The 15723-nt window shown below is 71.2% G+C and carries 16 protein-coding genes; 3 read left to right on the top strand and 13 right to left on the bottom strand.

Annotated elements, in window-relative coordinates; all coding sequences use genetic code 11:
• Positions 1-176: 176 nt before the first annotated feature.
• Positions 177-500, top strand: a complete 324-nt coding sequence (locus tag MBSD_RS02165; RefSeq protein ID WP_062534633.1) for an H-NS histone family protein — start codon at positions 177-179, stop codon at positions 498-500.
• 79 nt (positions 501-579) lie between these two features.
• Here the strand turns inward: MBSD_RS02165 and MBSD_RS02160 are convergent, their stop codons facing one another.
• The 13 genes from MBSD_RS02160 to MBSD_RS02100 form a co-directional block, all read right to left on the bottom strand.
• The gene (locus MBSD_RS02160; protein ID WP_062534631.1) at positions 580-1806 is read right to left on the bottom strand and encodes a threonine/serine exporter family protein; all 1227 of its coding nucleotides are present in this window, start codon (positions 1804-1806) and stop codon (positions 580-582) included.
• Positions 1803-2252 (bottom strand): NfeD family protein, encoded by a 450-nt coding sequence (locus tag MBSD_RS02155; protein WP_062534629.1) that lies wholly within the window; start codon positions 2250-2252, stop codon positions 1803-1805. The genes MBSD_RS02160 and MBSD_RS02155 overlap by 4 nt, the downstream gene beginning before the upstream one ends.
• A gap of 10 nt (positions 2253-2262) precedes the next feature.
• Positions 2263-3219: an SPFH domain-containing protein gene (locus MBSD_RS02150; protein ID WP_062534627.1), complete on the bottom strand. Its 957-nt coding sequence runs from the start codon at positions 3217-3219 to the stop codon at positions 2263-2265.
• A gap of 53 nt (positions 3220-3272) precedes the next feature.
• Positions 3273-4589, bottom strand: a complete 1317-nt coding sequence (locus MBSD_RS02145; protein ID WP_062534625.1) for a sensor histidine kinase — start codon at positions 4587-4589, stop codon at positions 3273-3275.
• Between the two features lie 24 nt (positions 4590-4613).
• Positions 4614-5969, bottom strand: a complete 1356-nt coding sequence (locus MBSD_RS02140; protein WP_062534623.1) for a sigma-54-dependent transcriptional regulator — start codon at positions 5967-5969, stop codon at positions 4614-4616.
• A gap of 124 nt (positions 5970-6093) precedes the next feature.
• On the bottom strand, positions 6094-7914 hold the full coding sequence (locus MBSD_RS02135; protein ID WP_062534621.1) for a DUF885 domain-containing protein: 1821 nt from the start codon (positions 7912-7914) through the stop codon (positions 6094-6096).
• A 119-nt stretch (positions 7915-8033) separates the two neighbouring features.
• Positions 8034-9248 (bottom strand): ABC transporter permease, encoded by a 1215-nt coding sequence (locus MBSD_RS02130; RefSeq protein ID WP_062534619.1) that lies wholly within the window; start codon positions 9246-9248, stop codon positions 8034-8036.
• 10 nt (positions 9249-9258) lie between these two features.
• On the bottom strand, positions 9259-10566 hold the full coding sequence (locus MBSD_RS02125; protein ID WP_062534617.1) for an ABC transporter permease: 1308 nt from the start codon (positions 10564-10566) through the stop codon (positions 9259-9261).
• A gap of 10 nt (positions 10567-10576) precedes the next feature.
• On the bottom strand, positions 10577-11293 hold the full coding sequence (locus tag MBSD_RS02120; protein WP_062534615.1) for an ABC transporter ATP-binding protein: 717 nt from the start codon (positions 11291-11293) through the stop codon (positions 10577-10579).
• Positions 11294-11337: 44 nt separating this feature from the next.
• Positions 11338-12612 carry an efflux RND transporter periplasmic adaptor subunit gene (locus MBSD_RS02115; RefSeq protein WP_062534613.1) on the bottom strand — a complete coding sequence of 425 codons (1275 nt, stop codon included), beginning with the start codon at positions 12610-12612 and terminating at the stop codon, positions 11338-11340.
• Between the two features lie 168 nt (positions 12613-12780).
• Positions 12781-13260 (bottom strand): redoxin domain-containing protein, encoded by a 480-nt coding sequence (locus tag MBSD_RS02110; RefSeq protein WP_062534611.1) that lies wholly within the window; start codon positions 13258-13260, stop codon positions 12781-12783.
• A 1-nt stretch (position 13261) separates the two neighbouring features.
• A complete protein-coding gene (locus MBSD_RS02105; RefSeq protein ID WP_062534608.1) occupies positions 13262-14002 on the bottom strand; it encodes a hypothetical protein in 741 nt (246 codons plus the stop codon).
• Entirely contained in the window at positions 13999-14691 is a 693-nt protein-coding gene (locus MBSD_RS02100; protein ID WP_062534606.1) for a MarR family winged helix-turn-helix transcriptional regulator, read from the bottom strand. Before MBSD_RS02100 ends, MBSD_RS02105 begins: the two co-directional genes overlap by 4 nt.
• Before the next feature lie 191 nt (positions 14692-14882).
• Here MBSD_RS02100 and MBSD_RS02095 point away from each other — a divergent pair, with 191 nt between their 5' ends.
• Both MBSD_RS02095 and MBSD_RS02090 read left to right on the top strand, forming a co-directional pair.
• A complete protein-coding gene (locus tag MBSD_RS02095; RefSeq protein WP_062534604.1) occupies positions 14883-15461 on the top strand; it encodes an RNA polymerase sigma factor in 579 nt (192 codons plus the stop codon).
• Positions 15437-15723 (top strand): hypothetical protein (locus MBSD_RS02090; protein ID WP_425478087.1); only part of this gene is annotated, 287 nt, incomplete at its 3' end. The genes MBSD_RS02095 and MBSD_RS02090, both read left to right, overlap by 25 nt.

Here is a 15723-nt window from a genome sequence, read left to right as displayed (position 1 = left end):
AAACCCGTGCGGCCGCCGTCGCCACGGGCCGCTTTTGCCTGTCCGGGCATTTTGGGCGACAATTATCGAGGTTAAGCGGTTTATCACGGCGCATGGCCGGTTTTTTTCGGCCCACGGCGCACCGGCCGCAAGATCGCCCCGTACGACCACCCATCGAGATCCGTTTGGAGACGCCCATGGCCATCGACCTGAAGAATCTCAATCACAATCAGCTCAAGGAGCTGATCAGCAAGGCCCAGCAGCGCCAGGACGATCTGCGCAAGGAAAAGGCGGCGAAACTGCGCGACAAGATTGAAGCCATGATCAAGGCGGAAGGTTTCACCCTCGAGGACGTCTATCCGCGCCTCGGCCGCCGCACCCGCCGCACCGGCACGGTGAAGCCGAAATACCGCAACCCGGAAAATCCGGCGATGACCTGGAGCGGCCGCGGCAAGCGTCCGCGCTGGTTCAGCGCGGCGCTGGCGGCGGGCAAGAAGGAACGCGACCTGCTGATCAAGTAAGCGATCCTGGGGCACAGGTGAAAACGCCGGCGCAATGCCGGCGTTTTCGTTCATTCGCCGATTCGGCAATGGCGCAACGCTACAAACTGCGCCGCGGCGCCACCACCAGGTCGCCGAACAGCAAACCCGCCACCAGCGCGACCAGCAGGGTCAGCAGCAGCAGGCCGGTATCCATGCCCAGCGTGACGTCGCGTTCGAGCAGATAGCTGACGCTGCGGAAACCGACGCTGCCGGGCACCAGCAGGATGATGCCGGGCTCGCGCACCAGCGCGCCCGGGCGGTGCGCCCAGCGCGCATAGGCGTTGCTGAGTCCGCCGATCAGCAGTCCGCCGATGAACACGCCGAAAGGAGCGCCGAAGGTGGCGCCGCCGGCGCGCGCCGCGGCGTAGCTGATCGCCACCGCCGCCATCACCAGCAGCCAGTCGCGCCGCGCGGCCTGGAACAGGATGGCGAACGAGAACGCCGCCACCAGCACCGCCGGCCATTCCGTCCACGCCGGCACCGGCGCCAGCGCGTGCAGCGGCGGCTGCACGCCGAGCACGCGGCAGAGCTGCGTCGCCGCCACCGCGCCGAAGGTCAGCTTGAGCAGGGTGGCCAGCGCGCCGGACATGCGCGCGACGCCGGACACCAGATGCTGGCTGGACAGCTCGCGCACCGCCGTGGTCAGCGTCATGCCCGGCATCAGCACGATCAGCGCCGCCAGCACCACCGAGCGGATCGCCAGCGGCACCACGAAGGCGCTGAGCAGGGTCGCCAGCAGGGTCGCCACCAGCGCGGCGATCGCCTCGCCGGCGGCGGCGAGGCGCGGCCGCGCGGCGCCGGCGACGGCGATCAGGCCGATCAGCACGCCGATCGCGCCGGCCACGGCGATGTCCGCCCAGGACGTGTGCAGCAGCGTGGCGATCGCGCCGGCGGCGAGGCCGTAGCTGGCGACCAGCGCCGCCAGCGCGCCGCGCCCTGCCGGCTGCGCCAGCGCGCGCAGCCGGCGCGCGCCCTCGTCGATGCCGAGTTCGCCGGCGATCACGCGGTCGGCGATGGCGTCCACCTGGCACAGCCGCGCCAGGTGCACGTCGCCGGGCGGCAGGCGCATCACCTGCGTCATCTGCGCCAGGCCGTCGCCGCCCGCTTCCGAGAACGACAGGATGATCGCGGTCGGACTGGACCATACCTCGCTGTTCAGGCCGAGGCGGCGCGAGACCTTGTCGATCGCCTGTTCGAGGCGCGGCGCGGCGGTGCCGTACTGGTGCAGCCGGCGCGCCAGCTCGACCACGAAGGCAACGCGCGCGTGCAGCGGTGCCGCGCTCATCCGGCCGCTTTCACCTTCAGCGTGCTGCCGTCCACGCCGACCACCTCCACGGTGGCGCCGGCGGGCAGGTCGGGGCCCTCGACCAGCCACAGCGAATCGCCGACGCGCGCCTTGCCGCGGCCGTGCTCGATCGCGGTCTCCAGCACGTAGCGCTGGCCGATCAGGCGTTCGGCGCGGCGATTCAGGCCGGCGGCGTCGGGCGCGTCGCGCTCCAGCCGCGGCCGCAGCAGCTTCCAGTAGGCGAAGCAGGAGACGAAGGCGAGGATGGCGAACAGCACCGCCTGCGGCAGCAGGCCGAGCTGCGGCAGCGCCAGCACGATCAGCCCCATCGCGCCGGCGGCGATGCCGATCCACAGCAGGAAATAGCCGGGCACGACCACCTCGCCGCCGATCAGCAGCAGCGCCAGCACCCACCACACGTAATGCGCGGACACGTCGAGGTTCATGGCGCGGGCCTCATGCGCGCGGCGCGGCGGGCGGCTGCCGCGATGCCGCCTGCGCCTGCTGGCGGCCCAGCGACTCCTTGGCCAGCTCGGCGATGCCGGCCAGCGAGCCGAGCACGCCGGTGGCCTCGATCGGCAGCAGCAGCATCTTCTGGTTCGGCGAATCGGCCATCGCCTTCAGCGCCTCGACGTACTTGTTGGCGACGAAGTAGTTGAGCGCGTTGACGTCGCCCTTGGCGATCGATTCCGACACCATCGCCGTGGCTTTCGCCTCCGCTTCGGCCAGGCGCTCGCGCGCCTCGGCCTGGCGGAACGCGGCCTCCTTCTCGCCCTCGGCGGCGAGGATCGCCGACTGCTTCTCGCCCTCGGCCTTGAGGATCGCCGCCTGGCGCAAGCCTTCCGCCTCGAGGATGTTGGCGCGCTTCTCGCGCTCGGCCTTCATCTGCCGCGCCATCGCGTCGACCAGGTCGCGCGGCGGCTGGATGTCCTTCAGCTCGATGCGCGTGACCTTGAGGCCCCACGGATGCGTGGCCTCGTCGACCACCTTCAGCAGGCGCGCGTTGATCTCGTCGCGCTTGGACAGCGATTCGTCGAGGTCCAGCGAGCCCAGCACGGTGCGGATGTTGGTCATCACCAGGTTGATGATCGCGGTCTGCAGGTTGGCCACCTCGTAGGCCGCCTTGGCCGCGTCCAGCACCTGGTAGAACACCACGCCGTCGACGCGCACCACCGCGTTGTCCTTGGTGATGACGTCCTGCGAGGGCACGTCCAGCACCTGTTCCATCATGTTCATCCTGCGGCCGACGCTGTAGATGAACGGCACCAGGAAGTGCAGGCCCGGCTGCAGCGTGCGCGTGTAGCGGCCGAAGCGCTCGACCGTCCACTCGTAACCCTGCGGCACGATGCGCACCAGCTTGGCCAGCACGATCACCGCCACCAGCACCAGCACCAGAGCGAATAGACCCGGCATGTTCCCCCTCCCTATCGGCGAATGCCGCGGCCGAGTATAGGCGAGCGCGGGTTTCAGGCGCGCGCGGCCTTCGGCAGGTTCAGCGCCGCCTGCAGGCCGCCGCCCTCGCGGTTGGCGAGCGCGATGCGGCCGCCGTGCGCCTCGGCGATCTCGCGCGCCAGCGCCAGACCCAGCCCGGTGCCGCTGCGCTTGGTCGAGTAGAACGGCAGCAGCGCGTGCGCCAGCACGGTCTCGCTCATGCCGGCGCCGCGGTCGCGCACCTCGATGCGCCAGTCCGCGCCGTGGTCGAGCACGGCGATCTCGACCGCATCGGCCGCCCCGCCGGCCTCGTGCGCATTCTTCAGCAGGTTGATCAGCACCTGCTCGACCTGCGCGCGGTCGGCGTGCAGCGGCGCGTCGGGCAGGCCGCCGGCCAGGCGGAACGGATAGTGGCGGCCGATGCCGTCGAGCAGTTGCCGCCAGCCCACCGCCTCGATGCGCGGCTGCGGCAGCTTGGCGAAGCGCGCGTAACCCTGGATGAAGCCTTCCAGGTGGCGCGTGCGTTCCTCGATGGTGTCGAACACCGTAGCCAGCCGCTCGCCGTCGCCCTTGCGCGCCAGCTCGCGGCCGGAATGCGCCAGCGATCGGATCGGCGCCAGCGAATTGTTCAGCTCGTGGCTGATCACGCGGATCACCTTCTTCCAGGTCGCCACTTCCTGGCGCGCCAGCTCGCGCGTCAGGCGGCGCAGCAGCACCAGCCGGTGGCGGCGTCCCTGCAGGTTGAACTCGCGCTGGGTCAAGTGGAAGGTTTCGTCCTCGCCGTCGATGGCGACGGTGAACAGGCTGTCGGCGCCGCGCTGCAACGCCTGCGCCAGCGCCGGCGGGCCGGCGGCGACCACGGCGTCGAAGCGCTCGCCGGCCAGCGCGCGGCCGGCGTTCAGCAGCTGGCGCGCAGCGACGTTGGCGTAGACGATGTGGCCGCCCGGCTCGACCAGCAGCAGCGCGGTCGGCGTGTTCTGCACGATGGTGTCGAGCAACAGCTCGCGCTGGAACAGGTGCTGGCGCTCCTCGCGCAGCACGCGGCCCAGTTCGTTGTGCGCGGCGACCAGGTCGCCGAGCTCGTCGCGGCGGCTGTTGTGCAGCGAGAAGCTGAAGTCGCCGTCGCGGAAGGCGGTGACGCTGCCGGCCAGCGCGCGCAACAGCGCGATCACCGGCCGCGCGGCGAAGTGCGCGGCCGCCAGCAAAGGCGCGACCAGCGCCACCGCCGCGACGAGGATGCCGGCGCCCGCCGTGTCGAACGCGCGCGCCGCCCACGCGGCCACCGCGGCCGCCGCCAGCGCGACCAGCGCCAGCAGCAGGGCGAGCTTGCCCTCCAGCGATGTCAGCCGCATCCGCCTCCCTCGCCGGGCGCCGGCTCAGGCGGAATCCGCGCCGACGACGATGCCCAGCTTGTCCATCCGCCGGTACAGCGCCTGCCGGCTCAGGCCCAGCTCCGCCGCCGCCTGGCTGATCACGCCGCGGCAGCGGCGCAGCGCGGCCTCGATGGTAGCGCGGTCGGGTTCCTGTTCGGGAGCGAGGCGCGCGTGCGTGCGCGGCGCGGCGGCGGCGAGGCCGAGGTCCTGCGCGGTCAGCGCGTCGCCCCGCTTCAGCAGCAGCGCGCGCTCGATGGCGTTCTTCAGCTCGCGCACGTTGCCGGGCCAGGCGTGCGCGGCGAGCGCCGCGCGCGCGCCGGCGTCGAGCCGCGCGCGGCCGGCGAGGAAATGCTCGGCCAGCGGCAGCACGTCCTCGGGCCGTTCGGCCAGCGGCGGCACGCGCAGCTCGATCACGTTCAGGCGGTAGTAGAGGTCTTCGCGGAACGTGCCGGCGCGGATCATCGCCGGCAGGTCGGCATTGGTGGCGCTGACCACGCGCACCTTGGTGCTGCGCGTGCGGCTGGAACCCAGACGCTCGAACTGGCCGGTTTCCAGCACGCGCAGCAGCTTCATCTGCCCGGCCGGCGGCAGGTTGCCGATCTCGTCGAGGAACAGCGTGCCGCCGTCGGCCAGCTCGAAGCGGCCCTCGCGCGCGCGCTGCGCGCCGGTGTAGGCGCCCTGCTCGGCGCCGAACAGCTCGGCCTCGATCAGCTCGGCCGGCAGCGCGCCGCAGTTGACCGCGACGAACGGCCCGCGCAGGCCGGAATTGGCGTGCACGATCTCGGCGATGCGCTCCTTGCCGGCGCCGTTCGGGCCGGTGATCAGCACCGGCACGTCGGCGCGCGCCACCTGGCAGGCCAGCTCGACCACGCGCTGCATCGCCGGCGCGGCGAACACCAGGCCGCACAGGTCGTAGCGCGATTCGAGGTCGCGGCGCGCGCGTTGCCGCTCGCCGCGAACGCGGCTGACCTCGCGTGTGGCCTCGGACAGCTCCAGCAGGTTCTCGACGGTGGCCAGCAGCTTGGGGTCGTCCCACGGCTTGGCGAGATAGTCGGCGGCGCCGGCCTTGACCAGCTCCACCGCGGTCTCGAGATGGGTCCACGCGGTCAGCAGGATGATCGGCAGGTCCGGGTGCGCGGCGCGGATCGCACGGAACAGCGCCACGCCCTCCTCGCCCGAGGTGGTGTCGGCGCTGAAGTTCATGTCCTGCACGACCAGGTCGACGTCCTCGCGGGCGAGCACGTCCAGCCCCTCCTGCGGCGTCGGCGCGCGCAGCGTGCGGATCTCGCTGAGGTCGAACAGCAGTTCCAGCGCGGTGCCTACCGCGGGGTTGTCGTCGATCACCAGGACGGTGCGCATCTTTCTCTCACGCATGCCGCATGGATGCGGCGGCGGGCCGAAGGGTTGCAGGCCGGTCGGCTACATCATCGCCCAGCGACGGCGCGGCGCACCACGGTGCGCCGCGCGGCCGCGGATTTCGCACTTACTGTGCGGCCGCCACCGGGTGCGCCGGCGCCGCGCCGGCCTCGACCGCGGCGATCCAGGCGTCGGTGCGCGCGTCCAGCACGTCCAGCGGCAAGGCGCCGCCGTTCAGCATCTCGTCGTGGAAGGCGCGGATGTCGAACTTGTCGCCGAGTTCCTTCTGCGCGCGCGCGCGCAGCTCGAGGAACTTCATCTGGCCGAGCTTGTAGGCCAGCGCCTGCGCCGGCCAGGCGATGTAGCGGTCGGTTTCGGCCTGGATGTCCGGCTCGGTTTCGCAGGAGTGCCGGCGGAAGAAGTCGACCATCTGCGGCCGCGTCCAATGCATGGCGTGCACGCCGGTGTCCAGCACCAGCCGGTCGGCGCGCAGCAGCTCGTCGCACAGGCGGCCGTAGTCGCTGTAGGGATCGGTGTAGAAGCCGACCTCCTTGCCGAGGCGTTCGGCATACAGCGCCCAGCCCTCGACATAGGCGGTGTAGCCGCCCTGCTGGCGGAACGGCGGCAGGCTCGGCAGCTCCTGCGCGATCGAAAGCTGCATGTGGTGGCCGGGCACGCCCTCGTGATAGGCGGTCGACTCCACCTCGAGCAGGTTGCGGTGCTCGAAGTCGCCGGTGTTCACCCACACCTTGCCCGGCCGCGAACCGTCGGGCGTGCCGGTGGTGTACTGCGCGGCCGAGGCCTCCTTCTCGCGGAACGCCTCCACCGGCAGCACCTCCAGCCTGGCCTTGGGCAGCAGGCCGAACAGCTGCGGCAGCTTCGGCTCCATCTGCGCGATGTACTTGCGGTAGAGATCGAGGATCTGCTCGCGCGAGGCCGGCTTGATCTTCGGGTCGCTCTTCAGCGCCGCGCGGAACGCCGCGAGATCCTTGTAGCCGAGCTTGCGCGCGATCGCGTCCTGTTCGGCCTCGATGCGCGCCACCTCGGACAGGCCGAGCGCATGGATCTTCTCCGGCGCCATGTCGGTGGTGGTCATCTGCTCGATGGCGAAGCGGTAGCGGGCGGCGCCGTCGGGCAACGCCCACAGGCCCAGGCCGGTGCGCCCCTTCGGCGCGTACTGCTTCTCGACGAAGTCGGCGAGCTTGAGGTAGGCCGGCCGCACCTTCTCGTCGACCGCCTGGATCACCGCGTCGTGCAGCCGCGCGCGGTCGGCGGCGGGCACGGCGTCGGGGAATTTCGTCACCGGCTGGCCGAACACGCTGGCCTCGCCCGCCGGCTTGGCGATCGCACGGCACTGCGCGACCACCTTCTCCAGCAGGAATTTCGGCGGCATCAGGCCGTCCTTCTCGCCCTGCTTCAGCACGCCGATCAACTGGTCGAACACGGCCGGCACCTGATTCAGGCGCGCGACGTAATCCTCGTAATGCTTGGTGCTGTCGAACGGCATGATGGCGACGAACTGCGCCAGCTGCAGGTGCAGGCCGACGAACTGGTCGAGCGGCATCTCGTAGGTCTTCAGCGCGATGCCGCGCAGGTTGTCCCTGAGCTGGCGCACCATCAGCTGCTGGTTCAGGCGGTCCTGCTCGGCGAAACCGGTGGTATCGATGGCCTCGAAGCGCTTGAGGAAGGCCTCGGTCTCGCGCTTCTGCACGGCGACGTGCGCCAGCGACAGGTCGCTCCAGCGGTCGTTGTAGCGGTAGTCGCCGATCGCGGTGGCGAACTCCGGCGACTGCTGCATCTGCCACTGCCATTGTTCGGCCAGCAGCGCATTCAGCGCCTTGACGCGGGCGGCGACGTCGTCGGCCGCGTGCGCGGCGGGCACGCCCGCCGACAGCGCCAGCGCGGCGGCGAGCACAAGTCCCAGGGATTTCGAAAGCGGATGCGGCATGACGGTTCTCGTTCGGGTGACGGGAGGCGCGCCGTTCCCCAGCGCGCGCAGGGCATTCTGCAGGCGACCGTCGCGGCCGGCGCGGGCCGGAAGGCATGGCCCGCGCCGCATCCGCGCGTTCACACGCTGCGCGTGGCCACCGCCGGCGGCACGCGCGAGGCGCGCGTGGCCGGCCCCAGCACGGCGATCTGGCCCAGCGTCCACAGGCAGAGGAAGCCGACCGGCACGTAGTACCACGGCAGGCGCGGCGCCTCGTAGTGGGTCATCAGCCAGACGTTGAAGGCGTAGGTCAGCACCGCGCCCGCCGCCAGACCGAGCGAGGTGATCAGGAAGTTCTCGGTCAGGAAATAGCGCAGGATGTCGAACTGGGTGGCGCCCAGCGCGCGCCGCGTGCCGATCTGCTTGGTGCGCTGGGTGACCCAGAAGCTCGCCATGCCGACGATGCCGAGCGCGGTGATGGTCAGCAGGCAGACGATCACGATGCAGAGGATGATGGTCATCGCGCGGTCCGCGCGATAACCCTCGGCGCGGACCTTCTCCATGCTCTCGACGTTGCGCACCAGCCGGCTGCGGTTGATCTCGCCGAGCTTGGCCTCGGCCAGCTTCATCACCTCGTCGCGGCGCCCCGGCTGCGCGCGCACGACGTAGCGGATGTCGGTGGAGTACGGCCGGATCTGCGGGATCAGCGTCGAATACTCGACCTCCTTCCAGTCGAGCCAGGGCGCCTGCAGCCGTTCGACCACGCCGATCACGGTCTGCGGCGGCTGGTCCTTGCCGAGGTAGAACTGCTTGCCGACCGCGTCCTGACCGGGGAACAGGCGCTCGGCCAGCGCCTTGGTGATGATGACCACCGGCGGCCAGCCGTTGTTGCGGAAGTCGGGTTCGAAGCCGATCTCGTCGGCGCGGAAGTTGCGTCCCGCCGCCAGCTTCACCCCCATCGCGTCGAGGGCGTGCTCGTCGACGAAGTAGATCGCCGTCGACGTGGTCGCAGTCTTCTGCGCGGGCTGCAGTTGAATGCCGGTCGACCAGCCGGCCTCTCCCATCGGCACGCGGTTGATCGGCGTGACGTCCTGCACGCCGGGCAGGCCGCGCAGCGTGGCCAGGTCCTGTTGCACCGTGGTGCGCATGTCGAACGCGGCGCCAAAACCCAGACTGCCGACCTCGAACGTATTGGCCTCGTCCATGCCGGACGGGCGGCCCATCTTGTCGATGCGCTGGCTGATGATGAACAGCGCATTGCAGACGATGGCGAGGGTCAGCGCGATCTGCACGCCGATCAGCACCAGCGCCACCTTGCTGCGCATCAGCGCGGAAAGGATCGGACGGATCTCCATGATGCTCACCTCACTGCGTCTTCAGCTGCGCCGCAGGCGCGGTCTGGCATGCGCGCCAGGTGGGAAACAGGCCGGCCAGCACGGCGGCGCCGATCGCCAGCAGCACGGTGGTGGCCACCATGGTCCAGTCGAGATGGGCGACGTTCTGGTAGTTCTCGTACAGCGCGCGCACCAGCATCAGGCCGAAGGCCGTGAACAGCAGGCCGATCAAGCCGCCGCTGATGCCGATCACGCCGGACTCGACCACGTGCTGCGCGAACAACTGCCCGCGGCTGGCGCCGAGCGCGCGGCGCAGGCCGATCTCGCCGGACTTGCGGATGAACTTGGCGAGCAGCAGGCCGACCGTGTTGATCAGGCAGACCGCGAGGAAGGCGAACGCCAGCCAGACCTGCACGGTGACGTCCTTCGGCACCACCTTCTGGTTCGCCAGCCACTGGTTGACGTCGGGGAGGCGGTTGTTCAGCGGACGCTGGAAGCGGCCGAGCTTCTTCTGCTCGCCGACGTAGCTGTCCAGGAACGACTTGTACTCGGCGAGTCGCGACGACGAGTCCAGCTGCGCCCAGAACTGGATCCAGATGCAATCCGACTGCAGGTAGGCGTCCCAGCCGTCGCCGAAGTTGTTCCAGCAGCTGTTGTTGCCGACCGACTGCATCTGCAGCTCGATCGCCGTGTTGAACGGAAGGTAGGCGTCCTCCATTTCGTAGAAGGGACCGCTGCTCAAATCGAAGAACTTGACGCGCGGCCGCCACTCCTTCAGCACGCCGACCACGGTGTAGTCGACGTCGTTGGCGCGCACCTTCCTGCCGACGCTGTTCTGGCCGCCGAACAGCTTCTCGTTGGTGTCGTGGCTGAGCACCATCACCCGCGCGTGCTGCGCGTCCGCGCCGTGGTCCCACGGACCGCCGTACTCGAACGGCGGTTCGAACATGGCGAAGAAATCGGCAAAGGTCGCGCGACCGACGGCGAGGTAGGGCTTGACCTCGGGGTTCTCCGGCTGCACCGGCAGCATCACGCGGAACATCGCCGCCTGCCGGTCGGCCTTGCCGGCCTGCATCAGCGCGACGGCGTCGCGGTAGGTCACCTGGTCCGGCGGACTGCCGTCGCTGCCGTAGGGCTGGTTCGGATCCCAGTTGTCCATCTGCACGTAGTGCAGCTTGTCGCTCTTCCACGGGATCGGGTCGCTGCCCATCATGTGGAACAGGGTCAGCGAGGTCATGCTGGCGGCGATGCCGAGGGCGATGCCCAGCACCATCAGCGCGGTCAGCACCGGGTTGCGCCTGAGGCTCCTCAGGCCGAGCTGCAGGTAGTAGCCGAACATGGCGCGTTCCTCAGGCCGTGGCCGCCGCGGCGTGCGGCGTCTTGCGGAAGCGCGGCGCCTCGCCGAGATCGGTGACCTGGCCGTCCATCACGTGCACGTTGCGCTGCGCGCGCGCCGCCAGCTCCGGGTCGTGGGTGACCATCACGATGGTGGTGCCCTGGCGGTTGATCTCCTCGAGCAGTTCCATCACGCCCCGCGCCATCAGCGAGTCGAGGTTGCCGGTGGGCTCGTCGGCGAGCAGCAGGCGCGGCGAGCCGGCCAGCGCGCGCGCGATCGCCACGCGCTGCTGCTGGCCGCCGGACAGCTCCGAGGGGTAATGCTTCATGCGCGAAGCCAGGCCGACGCGGGTCAGCGACTCCTCGATGCGGCGCTTGCGCTCGGCGGCGTCGAAGCCGCGGTAGCGCAGCGGCACGTCGACGTTGTCGAACAGGTTGAGATCGGGGATCAGGTTGAAGCCCTGGAAGATGAAGCCGATCTTCTCGTTGCGCAGCCGCGAGCGTTCGGCGTCGTTCATGCCGCCGACGTCGACGCCGTCGAGCTTGTACTCGCCGCCGGTGAACTCCTCGAGCAGGCCGGCGATGTTGAGGAAAGTCGTCTTGCCGGAGCCGGACGGACCGGTCACCGCCACGAACTCGCCCTCGCCGACATGGATCGAGAAGTCGCGCAGCGCGTGCGTCTCGATCAGGTGGGTGCGGTAGACCTTCTGCAGATGCGTCATGACCAGCATGGCGATTCCTCTCGGGGCAAAGGGGGCTGTCGGGGGGCGGGATTTCAGTGGATGGTGACGCGCTCGGCGCCGTTGAACTCGTCGGTGCCGGAGATCACGATGCGGTCGCCTTGCTTGACGCCGGAGACGATCTCCACCGCGTTCAGGCTCATCGCGCCGACCTGGATCGGCGTGCGTTCGGCGACGTCGCCGTGCACGACGTAGGCGACGCGGCCGGCGCCGGCGTCGACGAACGGGCCGCGCTCGACCATCAGCACGTTCGGATGCGTGTCGATGAAGATGCGCGTGGTGAGACGCTGATTCTGCCGCAGGCCGGCCGGCTTGGTCTTGCCGAAGCGCACGCGCGCGGTGACCTGGCCGTTGACCACTTCCGGCGACACCGCGCCGACCTCGCCCTTGTACATGCCGCTGGTGTCCTGGATCTCGGCCGGCATGCCGATGGCGATGTCGTGCGCGAACACCTCCGGCACCTGCACCTCGAGCTCCAGCGCGGAGAGGTCGACCACGCTCAGCAGCGGCGCGTTCAGCGCCACGTTGGCCTTCTGCGCCACCTGCACCTGGCCGACCTGGCCGGCCACCGGCGAACGGATCTTCAGCGCATCGACCTGGCGCTGCAGTTCGGCCACCAGCAATTGCTGGCGGTCGCGCGCCAGCTTCTTCGCCTGCACCTCGAAGGCGAGGCCGTCGTGGTCCAGCGCGACGCCCTTGCGCGCATTGTCCAGCGCGATGTCGGCCTTCTCCAGCGCGTCCTGCGCGCGCAGCACGTCGATCTCGGGCAGCGCGCCCAGCTTGAACGCCTTGGTGGTGCGCTCGACCTCGCGCTCGGCGGTCTTGCGGTCGATGGCCGCCTGGTCCAGCGCGCGCTGGGTGTCGAGGCGCTTGCGCCGCGCTTCGATCTGCGCGCGCTCGTAGTCGACCTCCATGCCCTGCAACGCGGCCTGCTCCTGGGCGAGGCGGTTGGTCAGCTCGGGGCTGTACAGCTCGGCCAGCACCTGGCCCTTCTCGACCTTGTCGCCGGCAACCACGTCCAGCGTCACCGTGCCGGGCGCCGGCGCGTACAGCGTCGGGCTGACCGCCGCCACCACGCGCCCCTGCACCGACACGTCGCGCACCAGCGTGCCGCGCTGCACGGTGGCGATGCGCAGGCGCGTGGCGCTGACCGACGCGCCTGCCGCCAGCGTGCGCAGCGCGGCCGGCAGCAGCCACAGCAGCAGCACGAGGCCCGCCGCCGCGGCCACGCCGGGCCACAGCCAGCGGCGCAGCTTCGAGCTGCGTTCGGGGACGATCAGGCGGTCCTGGGCGGAGGTGTCGCGGATCATGCAGGCTCCCGGGCGCCGCGACGCGCGGCGCGATGTCGAGCCTGTCTCAGCAACGGGCATGCCAGCCCGCCGCCCGCGCGCAAGCCGCTGATCGGCAAGCCTTCGTTGCGCGCGGCCCGGTCCCGCGGCGGTGTCCGCGGACAGCGCCGCGGACAGTGCGGACAGCGGTCAGGCGTCCGCGGACGCCGCGGCCAGCAGGCCGCCCAGGGCGGCGCCGAGGGCGAGGTCGTCGAGCACGCCGAAGTGCTGTCGGCGCAGGCGCCCGGCGGCATCGATCAGCACCAGCGTCGGCGTGCCCTGCATGGCGTAGGCGCGCATGGTGCGCGGCAGCGGATCGCCGGCGTCGTGCGCGTCGACGCCGACCGGAAATTCGTAGCGGTATTCGTGCAGGAACGCCGCCAGCGCCGCCGGTCCCTGCGCCGCATGATGCTCGAACACCGTGTGCAGGCCGATCACGGCGAGGCGCTCGCGCGGGAAGGCGCGATGCACGCGCTGCATCTGCGGCAGCGCGTGCATCGCACAGCCCGGGCACAGCATCTGGAAGGCGTGCAGCAGCACCACGCGGCCGCGCAGTCCGGCCAGCGTCGGCGGCGCGCCGTTGAACCAGCGCGCCACCTGCCATTCCGGCGCTGCCTGCAGCGCGGCCATCTCACTTCGCCGATGCCGCTTCGATCTTGCCGGGCAGCGACAGATCGCCCGAAGCCACGTCCTTGACGTCGACCACGCACAGCAGCGGCGCGTGCACATTGGCGTTGACGCGCAGGCCGGCGGTGACGCCGTCGAAGGCGCTGCCGAGCATGCGCTGGGGGTCGCGGAACGGCACGCGCACGCGCACGTGCCGGCCGTCGATCAGCGGCGTGTAGCCCGGCGAGTCGATCAGGATCGGCAGGCCCGGCCAGGTCGGCGGCAGCTTCGGGTGGCTGCCCTCGGCGATGTCCTTCACCTTCAGCATGCCCTTGCCGCAGGCGTCGTCCGGCACCAGCACCACCCAGTGCGAGTGCCAGACGTCGCCGTCGTTGTCGGGGTTGCCGTCGCCGTTCTCGTCGATCCACGGCGTGTCGTCGAAATCGGGATGCGCGGTCACCGCCAGCGCCAGCGTGCCCTGGTCGGCGTCGAAGCCGACCTCGGCGGTGTCGATCTTCGTCGGCCAGACGTAGGAGAACACCGTGCTGCCGGCCAGCTTGCCGCTCTTCGCCGGATGCGTGGCGCCGGCCCTGCCGCTGACCTGCATGTCGAAGACGAGATAGCGGTCGCCGGCGCTGACGCTGGTGCGCACGATGTCGAAGTCGGCGGCCTGGGCGTTGCCGGGCCTGGCGTCGATGCCGTGCGCCGCGGCGGCGCCGGCGCCGAGCGCGAGCGCGCAGGCCAGTGCGAGGGTGGTCTTGCTCATGACGGCTGCTCCTCCGTGGTGGAATCCGCCGCGCCGGCGTAGCGGGCGAAGTTGCGCGCCCGCTGCGCCGGCGCGGCAGCGTGGTGATCGGGACAGTCGATGCGCAGGTGGCGCTCGCCGAACGGCGCGTCGACCAGCGCGCAGTGGTGCGGCGTGGCCGGCAGGCCGGGGTGCGCGAAGGGGCGGAAGTGCGCGCAATCGAGGCACATGCGCGCCACTTCGATGCGGCCCTCGGCCTGCAGGCGGCGGATGGTCAGCAGCAGCGCGCGATACACGGCCTCCTGCGTGGTCGCGTCCAGCGCGCCGAGCGCGGCCAGCACCACCTCGGCCGGGCCGGCGTGCGCGGCCGCCGCCGCGCGGCCGGCGGCGGTCAGCAGCAGGCGCTTGCGGCGCGCGTCGGCGGCGTCCGCGCGCTTCTCCAGCAGGCCCTTGCGCGCCAGCGCGGCGACGGCGTCGCTGGCCGTCGGCGCGCTCACCGCCAGGCGCTGCGCCAGCGCGCCGAGGCCCAGCCCCTCGGCGCCGACGGCGGCCAGCTCGTCCAGTGCCCGCTGCTGGGTCGGCGAGAGATCGAGCGCGCCGCCGCGGCGCCAGGCGTCCTGGCGCAGCACCCGGCCCAGCCGCTCCAGCGCGGCGACGGTGCGCTGCGGCAGCGGCACGGAATGGCGGTCGAAGTAGCGCGGCGATTTCATCGCGGTCCTGCGCCGAGGCGGCGCATCGCATGGCGGCAAATAATTAGGAGTCCTAATTTACAGATCCGCAAGACCCCTGGCAAGCCCGCCCCGTAGCCGCTGGCACGCCGCCACGACCGCATTCGCGGCACGAGGCCGGTCGCCCGCATCGGCGCTTGCGACCATCGCCGGCGCGTGCGCATCTATCCGGCATGGAGCCATCCCCGTTCCAGCACGAGGTCGACCCCGGCACCGTCGATGCGCTGCGCCGCGGCGACCTCGGCGCGTTCGAGCGCATCTACCGCCTGTTCGAGCGCCCGGTGTACGCGCTGGCCTGCCGTCTGCTCGGCGACCGCGACGCCGCGCACGAGGTGTTGCAGGACGCCATGCTGAAAGCCTACGAGCGCGTCGGCCAGTACCGCGGCGAGGCGCCGTTCTGGGCCTGGCTGCGCCAGCTGGCGATCAACGAGGCGCTGATGCGCCTGCGCCGCGAGCGCCGCTTCGGGCCGGAGCCGCTGGATGACGAGCCGATCGACGAGGACGCGCCGCCGGCGTGGGCGCTGGCCGACCGCGGCGCGCTCGAGCGCGCGCTGGCCGCGCTGCCGCCGGCAACGCGCACGGTGCTCTGGCTGTACCACGTCGAGGGCCTGACCCACGTCGAGATCGCGGCGCATTGCGCGCGCACGGTCAGCTATTCGAAGTCGCAGCTCGCGCGCGGCACCCGCCGTCTGCGCGAGCTGCTGGTGAACACCCCGGAGGCATCGCCATGTCTGATCGCACCGACCGCCTGAGCGCCCACGCCGCGCTGGCCGCCGCGCTGCGCGGACTGCCGCCGCCCGCCCCCGAACGCGACCCGTGGCCGCTGCTGGCCGCGCGCGTCCGCCGGCGCCGGCAGCACCGGCGCCTCGCCCTGTTCGCCGTGCCGGCGGCGCTCGCCGCGGCGCTCGCGCTGGCGCTGGTGCTTCCCGCCGCGCTGCGCGGCCCTGGCCCCGGGGTCCGGCCGTCCCTGCCGGCGACCGCGGCCGCGCCCGCCCCGGCGCATGCCGGCGCCGC

Origin of the sequence: Mizugakiibacter sediminis, from assembly GCF_000953855.2 — a bacterium.
Taxonomy (GTDB): domain Bacteria; phylum Pseudomonadota; class Gammaproteobacteria; order Xanthomonadales; family Rhodanobacteraceae; genus Mizugakiibacter; species Mizugakiibacter sediminis.
This window is presented reverse-complemented; position numbering and strand designations above follow the sequence as displayed.

Excerpts from the sequence above, each read along its gene's own strand:
- MBSD_RS02150 (WP_062534627.1), bottom strand. The coding sequence starts at position 3,219 with ATGCCGGGTCTATTCGCTCTGGTGCTGGTGCTGGTGGCGGTGATCGTG.
- MBSD_RS02165 (WP_062534633.1), top strand. The coding sequence starts at position 177 with ATGGCCATCGACCTGAAGAATCTCAATCACAATCAGCTCAAGGAGCTG.
- MBSD_RS02135 (WP_062534621.1), bottom strand. The coding sequence starts at position 7,914 with ATGCCGCATCCGCTTTCGAAATCCCTGGGACTTGTGCTCGCCGCCGCG.
- MBSD_RS02120 (WP_062534615.1), bottom strand. The coding sequence starts at position 11,293 with ATGCTGGTCATGACGCATCTGCAGAAGGTCTACCGCACCCACCTGATC.
- MBSD_RS02115 (WP_062534613.1), bottom strand. The coding sequence starts at position 12,612 with ATGATCCGCGACACCTCCGCCCAGGACCGCCTGATCGTCCCCGAACGC.
- MBSD_RS02130 (WP_062534619.1), bottom strand. The coding sequence starts at position 9,248 with ATGGAGATCCGTCCGATCCTTTCCGCGCTGATGCGCAGCAAGGTGGCG.
- MBSD_RS02125 (WP_062534617.1), bottom strand. The coding sequence starts at position 10,566 with ATGTTCGGCTACTACCTGCAGCTCGGCCTGAGGAGCCTCAGGCGCAAC.
- MBSD_RS02145 (WP_062534625.1), bottom strand. The coding sequence starts at position 4,589 with ATGCGGCTGACATCGCTGGAGGGCAAGCTCGCCCTGCTGCTGGCGCTG.
- MBSD_RS02105 (WP_062534608.1), bottom strand. The coding sequence starts at position 14,002 with ATGAGCAAGACCACCCTCGCACTGGCCTGCGCGCTCGCGCTCGGCGCC.
- MBSD_RS02110 (WP_062534611.1), bottom strand. The coding sequence starts at position 13,260 with ATGGCCGCGCTGCAGGCAGCGCCGGAATGGCAGGTGGCGCGCTGGTTC.
- MBSD_RS02095 (WP_062534604.1), top strand. The coding sequence starts at position 14,883 with ATGGAGCCATCCCCGTTCCAGCACGAGGTCGACCCCGGCACCGTCGAT.
- MBSD_RS02100 (WP_062534606.1), bottom strand. The coding sequence starts at position 14,691 with ATGAAATCGCCGCGCTACTTCGACCGCCATTCCGTGCCGCTGCCGCAG.
- MBSD_RS02155 (WP_062534629.1), bottom strand. The coding sequence starts at position 2,252 with ATGAACCTCGACGTGTCCGCGCATTACGTGTGGTGGGTGCTGGCGCTG.
- MBSD_RS02160 (WP_062534631.1), bottom strand. The coding sequence starts at position 1,806 with ATGAGCGCGGCACCGCTGCACGCGCGCGTTGCCTTCGTGGTCGAGCTG.
- MBSD_RS02140 (WP_062534623.1), bottom strand. The coding sequence starts at position 5,969 with ATGCGCACCGTCCTGGTGATCGACGACAACCCCGCGGTAGGCACCGCG.